General features: G+C 36.3%; 6 protein-coding genes. All 6 read right to left on the reverse strand.

The window, feature by feature from the left end:
• Positions 1–84: 84 nt before the first annotated feature.
• Positions 85–1,674, reverse strand: coding sequence for a sulfatase (locus DXA15_RS23480; RefSeq protein ID WP_128135647.1), 1,590 nt, complete (start codon positions 1,672–1,674; stop codon positions 85–87).
• 134 nt (positions 1,675–1,808) lie between these two features.
• Entirely contained in the window at positions 1,809–3,245 is a 1,437-nt protein-coding gene (locus tag DXA15_RS23485; RefSeq protein ID WP_128135648.1) for a glycoside hydrolase family 30 beta sandwich domain-containing protein, read from the reverse strand.
• A 49-nt stretch (positions 3,246–3,294) separates the two neighbouring features.
• Positions 3,295–4,665 (reverse strand): sulfatase-like hydrolase/transferase, encoded by a 1,371-nt coding sequence (locus DXA15_RS23490; RefSeq protein WP_128135651.1) that lies wholly within the window; start codon positions 4,663–4,665, stop codon positions 3,295–3,297.
• A 49-nt stretch (positions 4,666–4,714) separates the two neighbouring features.
• Positions 4,715–6,370 carry a beta-N-acetylhexosaminidase gene (locus DXA15_RS23495; RefSeq protein WP_128135652.1) on the reverse strand — a complete coding sequence of 552 codons (1,656 nt, stop codon included), beginning with the start codon at positions 6,368–6,370 and terminating at the stop codon, positions 4,715–4,717.
• 52 nt (positions 6,371–6,422) lie between these two features.
• A complete protein-coding gene (locus DXA15_RS23500) occupies positions 6,423–7,871 on the reverse strand; it encodes a sulfatase (RefSeq protein ID WP_158579707.1) in 1,449 nt (482 codons plus the stop codon).
• A gap of 1 nt (position 7,872) precedes the next feature.
• Positions 7,873–9,369, reverse strand: a complete 1,497-nt coding sequence (locus DXA15_RS23505; RefSeq protein ID WP_128135650.1) for a sulfatase-like hydrolase/transferase — start codon at positions 9,367–9,369, stop codon at positions 7,873–7,875.
• Positions 9,370–9,696: the final 327 nt, after the last annotated feature.

Genomic DNA, 9,696 nt, shown 5'->3' on the forward strand with positions numbered 1-9,696 from the left:
CTTCCATCCATAATTAGTTGAATGGATATCCTCTTTGAGCTATTTATTGTATATAATGTTTTTATTTCCCCTTTATTTATAATATCAATACTCATCGACTTTTAAGTCTATACGAAATTTATTAAGTCTATTTTGCATACGCTCCGCAACTTCTTTGTATTCTTTTTTCCCATACAAGTTATTCAACTCATTTGGATCATTTTGCAAATCATACAATTCTTCTGCTTGGATAGGTTTATTATCTACTTTTCCATAAAAATGAATTAACTTATAGCGACTATCTCTCACTCCATCGTGACGACAAACATGATGTCCGGCATCATAATAATGATAATATAAATACTCACGCCAATTTGTAGGTACTTCCCCATTCAAAAGAGGCACTAAAGAGCAACCTTCCATCTGATCTGGTATCTCTATACCAGCCAAGTCCAAATAAGTTGGAGCAAAATCTATATTCTGAACTAATTCATTACAAACACTACCTGCATTTGTTTGGTTCGGGCAATAAATAATCAAAGGAGTGCGGAACGATTCTTCATACATGAAACGTTTATCAAACCAACCATGTTCACCCATATAAAATCCTTGATCTGATGTATAAACGATAGCGGTATTTTCCATCAATCCCTCCTTTTCCAGATAGTCCAGCAAGCGGCCGACTTGATCATCGATAGTTTTAATACAACGCAAATAATCTTTTAAATACCGCTGGTATTTCCATTTCACTAATTCTTCACCTTGCAGGTTCTGTTTGAGGAATTCTTCATTTTTGGGTTTGTAGGCATTGATCCAAGTGTCACGCTGTTCTTTGGTCATCCTTTCCAAAGACTCTTTCCACGCCTTATCTACCCATTGAATATCTGCAGCTTTTTCTTCTTCTTTCATCAATTCATTTACTTTCAAATCATAAATAAGGGTCATATCCTCAGCTATTCGCATTCTTTGACTGCGGGCAGCATCGCAACGAGTAATATAATCATCATTAAATGTTTCAGGATAAGGAAATTCTACATCTTCATACAAATCCAGATATTGGGTATCAGGCATCCAGTTACGATGCGGCGCTTTATGGTGTACTAACAGACAAAAAGGTTTATCGTGATCGCGCTTCTCCAAGAAATTAATGGCATGATCGGTTATCAAGGTTGTCGCATATCCCTCTTCCTTTATGTATTTGCCATCGCTTTCTTTTGTTTTAAACGCAGGAGTATAATAATCTCCTTGATCCCAGACAACAGAGTAATAATCAAAACCTTTCGGTTCGCATTGCATATGCCATTTTCCAACGATGCCTGTCTGATATCCATGTTGCTGCAAAATTTCAGAAAAGAAAATCTTTGTCGTATCAATTCCTTTTCCCAAATAACGTTGACCATTCTGGTGACTATATAGACCGGTCATCAAACATGCCCGACTTGGTGTTGACAGTGAATTTTCAACAAACGCTTTATTAAAAAGCATACCTTTGGCTGCTAACCTGTCCAAGTTGGGAGTTGGAGCCAGTTGGCTGATTGGATGTCCATAAGCACTTATTGTTTGGAACGAATGGTCATCGCACATAATATGAACAATATTCAATGGTTTCTTTGGTTCTAAAGCTTGTTTAGAGGCACAAGCGGAAAATAGCAGGGATGAAACCAATAGTGATTCGATCTTATAAATCCTTTTCATAATTCTAATTATTGTTTTTTATCTATATTATTTATAAAATAACTTTTTATTTATAATGATATCATTGTGCACCAATGAATACAGGTAGCAATTATCTCCATTTTACTCTAATTTCATAAAAACAATTCTAACAATCATTTATTCAAACAAATAGTATTTAGGCTATTAGGCTTGATAAAAACGGTGCAAGATTTACCATCCACCTTAATATCTAACATCTTACCTTTGCCACTATTCTCCATTATCAAAACGACAATACTATTATCAGGATTCATGAATGTCAGGGTTTCGCGAGTGTTGCCTTTTGCTTCCAAATAAACAGCACCCGGTTTCACAAAATGACTGATATGTTTCATTAAATAATATTCATAACTATACTGATACGAAGATGTTTCAGCATCTACGACTACAAGAGAGTTTTGGGCCCACCCCCATCTACTAATACCTCCTTTTTCCAAGGAGATATTCCAATAATCATAGATAGAGACTCCGCAATTCATATAGTGTTTCAGCAATTCCCACGAATACAAAAAACCTTTCCAATCGTTTTTTCCATCTCCGCATTCCTGCTCTGTTTGAAGAAGCAGCATATCCGGATAGTTTTTATGAATTTCAGAAACCGCACCTTTGCCCGCCCATTGAAAACCGACGCCATGAATGTATTTTGCGGATTTTTCATTCTGCAACACAGAGTCGACTAGTGCTGTATTAGGTCTTTCCATGGTTCCAAACATTACCGACACTCCTTCTTCTTTCATTGCCGAACCTAAATAATCACCAATAAATGAAGTCAATCCTCGAGATGTCCAGCAGCAGCTTGGAAATATTTGAGAAGAATTAAATTCATTCTGAGGCATGACTGAAAAAATGGAAATACCCTCTTTTTTATATGCTTGAATAAACTTTTTAAAATAGAGAGCATAAGCCTCTAAATAAACTGGTTCTTGAATAAACATATCTGTCCCTTCACAACCGACTTTGTCTTTTGGCAATCCGTTTCTATACTTTTCATCATACTCTTCTCCTGTATAAGCACAAGCGTAATGCCTGTTATATTTCATCCAAGAAGGTGGACACCATGGTGATGCCCAGATTTTCAGATCAGGGTTAAACGATTTGGCATTAAGAATAAATGGGATTAAAGTTTTCCGGTCACGCTCTATAGTAAAATTTTTCATCTCAAAATCTCCTTCTGTTTCATTATATGAATACCAGTCCAAAGAAAAATCATTCGCACCTATAGGCATTCTGCAAATATTAAAACAAGCCCCTGTTTTAGGGTCAAACAGTTCTTTCATGATTTCAGAGCGATCGCTCTCTGACAGCTTATTTAAAGAAGTCCATCCCAACTCATTAAAACAAGCACCAAACCCATGGATCGTTTGTTTACGAAAAGGCTGACTCGTATTGATATCTAATGAAAGCGTACCATTTACTTTTTCATCAGTAGACGAAGGTTTGAATTCTTTAAACAGGTCATATTGACTTGTGTAAATGTGTGTATAATTAATATCCTTTTTGCAGCCGACTAAAAGGATAGAAACTAAAAATACAAAATAATATTTTATCATAAGATTATAGTAGTTTATTTCAGATTAATAATAAATATAGTGTGGCAGATCACTGATTGTTTTTCTTTATTATACTGTCTAGCTCATGTACGATCTCTGGATAAAAATGTAACTGATTACATTTTTGCCCTATATCTGTTTTCAAATCAAACAGTTGTGGCATATCCTCTTTTTTATAAATGCGTTCACCTGTTTCGGGAAGAAATACCCAATTTTCTTTTCGAATACCTTTAATAATACCATCTTTTATATACAAATATCGTTCACGAATAACTTGAGACGGATCATACAGAAATTTTGAAATATCAACCCCATCTACCCTGCTTCCAGGATTTGAAATACCGGCAAGATTCATAAGTGTTGGAAAAATATCAATACTGGCAACAATGGCATCACTCGTTATATTTGCCGGAACCGAACCTTTCCAGCGAATTATACAAGGCACTCGAAGTCCTCCCTCATACAAAGAGAACTTTCCATCTTTCAAAGGATAAGCAGAACCTCCATCATCGCCTTTATCCAACCAAGGTCCATTATCCGATGAGAAAATCACGATTGTATTTTCCGACAACCCCTTTTTGTCCAAAAAATCCAGTAACTTACCAACATTCCAATCAATCTCCTCTACTGCATCTCCATAAGCACCTCTCTTGCTCTTACCTCGAAATTGTTCTGATGCGAATAAGGGATAGTGAGGCATATTGGGAGTAATATAAGCAAAAAAGGGCTGTGTCCCACAATTTTCAATAAAATCAATTGCCTGCTCAAAATACCTCAAAGTCGTAGTGGCTTGATCACAAGGATACTCAATAATCTTATCACCTTCAAATAAAGGGCACAGGTTAGCCAATTTCTCGCGTACAATATTCCTATCGCTTGTTTTTCTAACAAATGCCTGATCTAATAGAGCCTTTTCCAACGTATATCCTTCACGAAAAGTAACATTTGATGCAAATTGTTGAGAAGGACCAATATACATATCATTACTATAAGGTATTCCAAAATAACGATCAAATCCTTGATCTGTAGGCAAGCTTCCTTCTAAATCACCCAAATGCCATTTGCCGAAACACCCAGTCGCATACCCTCTCGCTTTTAACGCTTCAGCGATGGTTATTTCCTCACTAGGCATTCCCCTCTCTCCGGGCCAGAACACCCAATCCACTCCATTGTGATTATTTTGCTTACCAGTTAGTAATCCGGCTCTCGAAGCACTTGACACAGATGAAGATACATAAAAACTTTCAAGCTTCAACCCTTCCTCAGCCATTCGATCAAGACAAGGTGTATGAATCAGAGGAGAGCCATAACAACTCAAATCATTATATCCTTGATCATCCGTAAAAATAATAATCACATTAGGTTTGTTTTGAGCATGTATTATTGTGGAAAATAATGTTAAAGTTCCGCACAATAACATTGTTTTTTTACTAATAGAAGATATTTGCATTGTGCTATATTTTACTTATTTATTTCAAAGAATCAGCCGGCATTTCCATGATTGAGGTATCATGAATATCTTTACGATAACCATAACCACGCAATGCATATTTATTCAATAAATCCGGTAAACGTTTCTTGAACGATTCAAAATCTTTTTTCTTCGGATCAGTCCATTGTATCTCAGACAAAGCAGCCATTCGGGGTAAAGCTTGCCACTCCATTTTAACCGTGTCAGAAGTCCACTCAGTCCATATACAAGCCTGCGTTCCTAAAATAAACGCTTGTTCTTCCGATGTCAAAACAGCAGGAACAGGATCGAAACCATATACACGTTTCACGCTGTTTACTCCTTTCAATTTATTCCAATGCGGATTACTGAAATAAAGAAAATGAATCGGTGTCATAATAACCGGATGATGTTGGCGAGCTGCCTCTATGCCACCTTTTACACCACGCCATGACATTACTGTTGAATTCGGAGTCAAACCACCCTCTAATATTTCATCCCATCCCATCATCTTACGACCATGAGCATTGATGAATTTTTCCATTTCCTCCATAAAGTAAGTTTGTAACTGGTTCTCTTTTGAATGTTTTAGTGTAGTCTTTAATTCTAACTTACAAATTTTAGCCTGACATTTCGGACATTCTTTCCAACGAGCTTTCGGACATTCATCACCACCAATATGAATATACTCAGAAGGGAAAATAGCCATAACCTCTTCTAAAACATCTTTACAAAATTGCAAAGTCTGATCGTTACCGGCACAAAGAACATCTTTGAATACACCAAATTTGCACGGCACACTATAAGGACCTCCCGTACAACCCAACTCAGGATAAGAGGCAAGAGCTGCCATCATGTGTCCGGGCATGTCAATTTCCGGGATTACCGTAATAAAACGATCGGCAGCATAACGTACTATTTCACGCACCTCATCTTGCGTATAAAATCCTTTATGAGGCATTCTGTCATATTTATTCGTCTTACTATCGATTATTGTAGAATCGCGAGTCGAACCTATTTCCGTTAACTTCGGATATTTCTTAATCTCAATTCTCCATCCCTGGTCTTCCGACAAATGCCAATGGAAATAATTGATATTATGTAAAGCCATCATATCGATCATTCGCTTTATATAAGAGACAGGGAAAAAGTGACGACCGACGTCAATCATAAAACCACGATATGCGAAACGAGGAAAATCCTCAACATTCCCAACAGGAATCGCGGCTAATTTTTCCGTACCTCTCACTTTTGGTAAAGCTTTAAAAAGAGTCTGTACGGCATAAAACAGACCATTTTCACTACCTCCTTTTATTGTAATCAAGTCAGTAGACACCAGCATCCGATATCCTTCCTTTTCTGTTACTTCCTCAGACACCTCTAATAGAATGGCGTTTTTATTCGGCAGCTTTGCAACCAAAGACATTTTTATACCTGACAACTCATCGACATACGAGATCAGAAAGTTGGCTATACGCTTCATGGACTCATTCCTAGTTGGCACGTAAACCACAGTATTCTTGTCGATCACAAACGGTTTTTCAACAGTATCTTGAGTTACTTCATAGGGTTGAGGTATCACATCCAAAGTTCCTACCTCTACTTCAGGTGACGAGCAACATATAAAGGTGAACAGTAAATTAATCCCCAAAAACAAATGATATTTTTTTTCCATCATATTTCACTAATAATAATTTAATATCTACCCAATTATCTATCTACCATTTTTAATGATTCATTACATCATGCCAGTCTTGCTTAACCCGATTGTATGAAGATCGTCCATATTCTTCCCCTTCGAATGAGTTTTGAAAGTCTTTCAATGTAGATTGCAGCTTTTCTTTCATTTTATCAGAAATCATCGTTTCTACAGAAATGATATTATTTTTTTCATAGGGATCTTTAGCTATATGGAATAATTCATATTGACCTTTTTTACAATAAAGTTTATAATCACCATCAACTACTGCTGCCTGAACATCGGAACAGAAAACAATAGAATTTTGCCTCTTATCTTTTTTTTCAAGAAGCAGGGGCATTATATTTTCACCATCGATTTTATGTGATAATGGGATTTGTAACAAACTGGCAATTGTAGGTAGATAATCAGAAGTTACACAAGGTGTAGACAAATGCTTTCCTCCCTTTATTTTACCAGGCCAAACAGCTAAGGCGGGGACTCTTATACCGCCTTCATGTAACGAGCGTTTACGCTCTTTAAAATTGCCGACAGTCCCGGGCACATCTCTTTCTGGTCCATTATCACTACAAAAGAACAACAATGTATTTTCATAAATTCCTCTATCTTTCAAATAACGAACCAAACGCCCAACCTGTTCATCCAAAGCAGTGATGCAACCATAATAGTTACGTTTATCTAGCTCATACTCTTGATACATAGCTCTATGTTCCGGTCCTGCCACACAAGGCAAATGAGGTGCATGAAACCAAACTACACTTAAAAAAGGAGTGTTTTTAGCTACAGCTTGATCAATAAAAGGTATTACCCTATCCATGATAATACGAGAATCGTCTCCGCTTAAATTGTCAGTTACTTTTTCACTTTTTATATTCCAGTAATGTGTACCAAAACTTCGTGAAGAATCCAATACCGCAGAATAATCCCAAAAACGATTTTCTGGCTTTACAGGACAAAGCATCGGATTATAAGTAGGAACTTTCGATTCTGAAACAAAAGCTTCATCATATCCATGTTCGGATGGTGGATTAAATAATTCAGGATGTTTGCTACCTCCACGGTTCGCATCTTTTTCTTTGTCGGTAAGTGTCCCTAAATGCCATTTACCAAAATGGCCAGATGTATATCCTTTTTCTTTTAATATTTCAGGTAAAGTAATTTCTTCTGGTCTCAAAATTCCTACATTTGCATGAAATACCCCGGAACGAAAAGGATGCCTGCCGGTTAATACACTTGCACGTGTTGGAGATGAAACCGGAGCTGCAGAATAAAACCAATCCATAACAGTTCCTTCTTTAGCTAAAGCATCCAAATTAGGTGTTTTTATTATCTTATTTCCATTAAATCCTACATCACCCCAGCCTAAATCATCAGCCATGATTAAGATTATATTGGGACGATTTTCTTCGTTTTGTGAATAACCATGCAAAAAAAAACACGACAATGCACCAAATAACAGCTGACTTTTTTTATTCATTTTACTTATTTTTGTTGATAAATCGATTATAATAAGGTTTGACATCCAAAGGATCGCAAACTTCTTCTTGAAGTGCTTCAAACTTAACAAACAGGTTGTCCATTACTTTACGGTATTTGGGGTTGCCTGCCAAATCTATCATTTCTAACGGATCCTTTTCAATATCATATAAGCGTACAATATTTATCAGCGGATAAATAATCATTTTATATTTCTTTGTACGAACCATACGTTGCAAACCTATATATCCTCCATACACAGCATCACGTGTTTTTACTTTTTCTCCTTGAAGCAATGGAAGAAACGATTGAAAATCGATATCACTTAAATTATTACTTCCTGCTATATCCATAGACGTAGCCATTGCATCTTGTAAGTAAACAAAATGATCGATTGTTTTTCCCTTTTTTACTCCTGGACCGGTTACGATCATAGGGACACGTACGCTAGAGTCATACATATTTTGTTTACCCATAAATCCGTGGTCTCCTACAGCCAAACCATGGTCGGCAGTAAAAATTATATAAGTATTATCCCAATTTCCTGAAGTTTTTAATGCTTTGATAATTTTTCCAATCTGTTCGTCCATATGGGTGATTAAAGCATAATATTCCTGTCTGTTTTTCTTAACTGAATATTTTGTGCGTGGAAAAGGAGCCAATTGTTCGTCTCTTAAATCCTTGCTGCATCCGATATGATCGGCAAAAGGATATTTTTCCATAAATGTTTTAGGAATGGATATCTTATCTACCGGATACATATCAATGTATTCCTTTGGTGATTGTTTTGGATCATGTGGTGCATTGAATGCCAAGTACATAAAAAATGGATTTTCATCTTGCTTTGTCATATCTATAAACTGTAAAGCATCATCAGCCAAAACCTCGCTCCAATGTTTTCCTCCTTTCCAATAGCCTTGCTTGGTTGTGTCGTAGGGCAACCAAGTATCAGGTTCATTTTCTAAAAACTTCCTATCATAGCGTTCTTTAGTTTGATTAGGCATTCCGGGACGTTCATGAGCAACATAATCGAATGCTTGTTCTGCCTTCTTAGTGTGAACGTGCCATTTTCCCGTGAAGTAGGTAGTATAACCTGCCTCTTTCATATATTCACCCCAATGTTTTCCCGGTTGAGCTTTTTCTGAAGCATAAGGAGTCACACCTTCTGGCCAATTACCATTGTTTTGAAACTGTTTGTTAGAATTATTGTATGAAGCAGCTTTCCACAAATACTTTCCGGTATTAAGCATAGAGCGACTGGCTACAGATACCGCTCCTCCCCAAGCTCCTTGATTAAATGTATGTGAAAAAAACACACCTTCATTCTTTAATTCATCTAAATTAGGAGTGGAGACATCTTTATTCTGGCTACCCAAGCCATCCATTGTCAAATCGTCAGCAAAAATGAAAACAATATTGGGTTTCGAATTTTGTTGGGCAATTATACAATTAGAAGATATAGCAACTAATGGCAAAGTAAGTAACATTCTTTTTTTCATTTGAATTTGGTATTTTAATATTTGTGTAATTAATATATTTTCAAAACAGTAGAGGTTTGTGACAGGACAAATCTTACACTATGATCTGTCTTTTCATGTAGTTCCGCTACTTTTCTACGTATCAAATCGTTTAGAATATCCTCGATCAAGGAACAGGAGTGAAGATAATACTCGTATCCGAAATGTTACTCTTGTTCTAAAAAAATACAAATTCTTCATTCTGTAAAATCTTTTTGTCGAATAAATAATTTTTTATCCATACCTTTGTAAATATTAGTTTATACTTGTAGTTTTTCTACCGATTAACAATTCTGAATTTGGGAATGC

This window comes from Parabacteroides sp. AM58-2XD (genome assembly GCF_003463685.1).
Lineage (GTDB): Bacteria > Bacteroidota > Bacteroidia > Bacteroidales > Tannerellaceae > Parabacteroides > Parabacteroides segnis.

What these genes read in the sequence shown, in the direction of transcription:
- DXA15_RS23505 (WP_128135650.1), bottom strand. Translation starts at nt 9,369, where the DNA reads ATGAAAAAAAGAATGTTACTTACTTTGCCATTAGTTGCTATATCTTCT.
- DXA15_RS23485 (WP_128135648.1), bottom strand. Translation starts at nt 3,245, where the DNA reads ATGATAAAATATTATTTTGTATTTTTAGTTTCTATCCTTTTAGTCGGC.
- DXA15_RS23495 (WP_128135652.1), bottom strand. Translation starts at nt 6,370, where the DNA reads ATGGAAAAAAAATATCATTTGTTTTTGGGGATTAATTTACTGTTCACC.
- DXA15_RS23490 (WP_128135651.1), bottom strand. Translation starts at nt 4,665, where the DNA reads ATGTTATTGTGCGGAACTTTAACATTATTTTCCACAATAATACATGCT.
- DXA15_RS23500 (WP_158579707.1), bottom strand. Translation starts at nt 7,871, where the DNA reads ATGAATAAAAAAAGTCAGCTGTTATTTGGTGCATTGTCGTGTTTTTTT.
- DXA15_RS23480 (WP_128135647.1), bottom strand. Translation starts at nt 1,674, where the DNA reads ATGAAAAGGATTTATAAGATCGAATCACTATTGGTTTCATCCCTGCTA.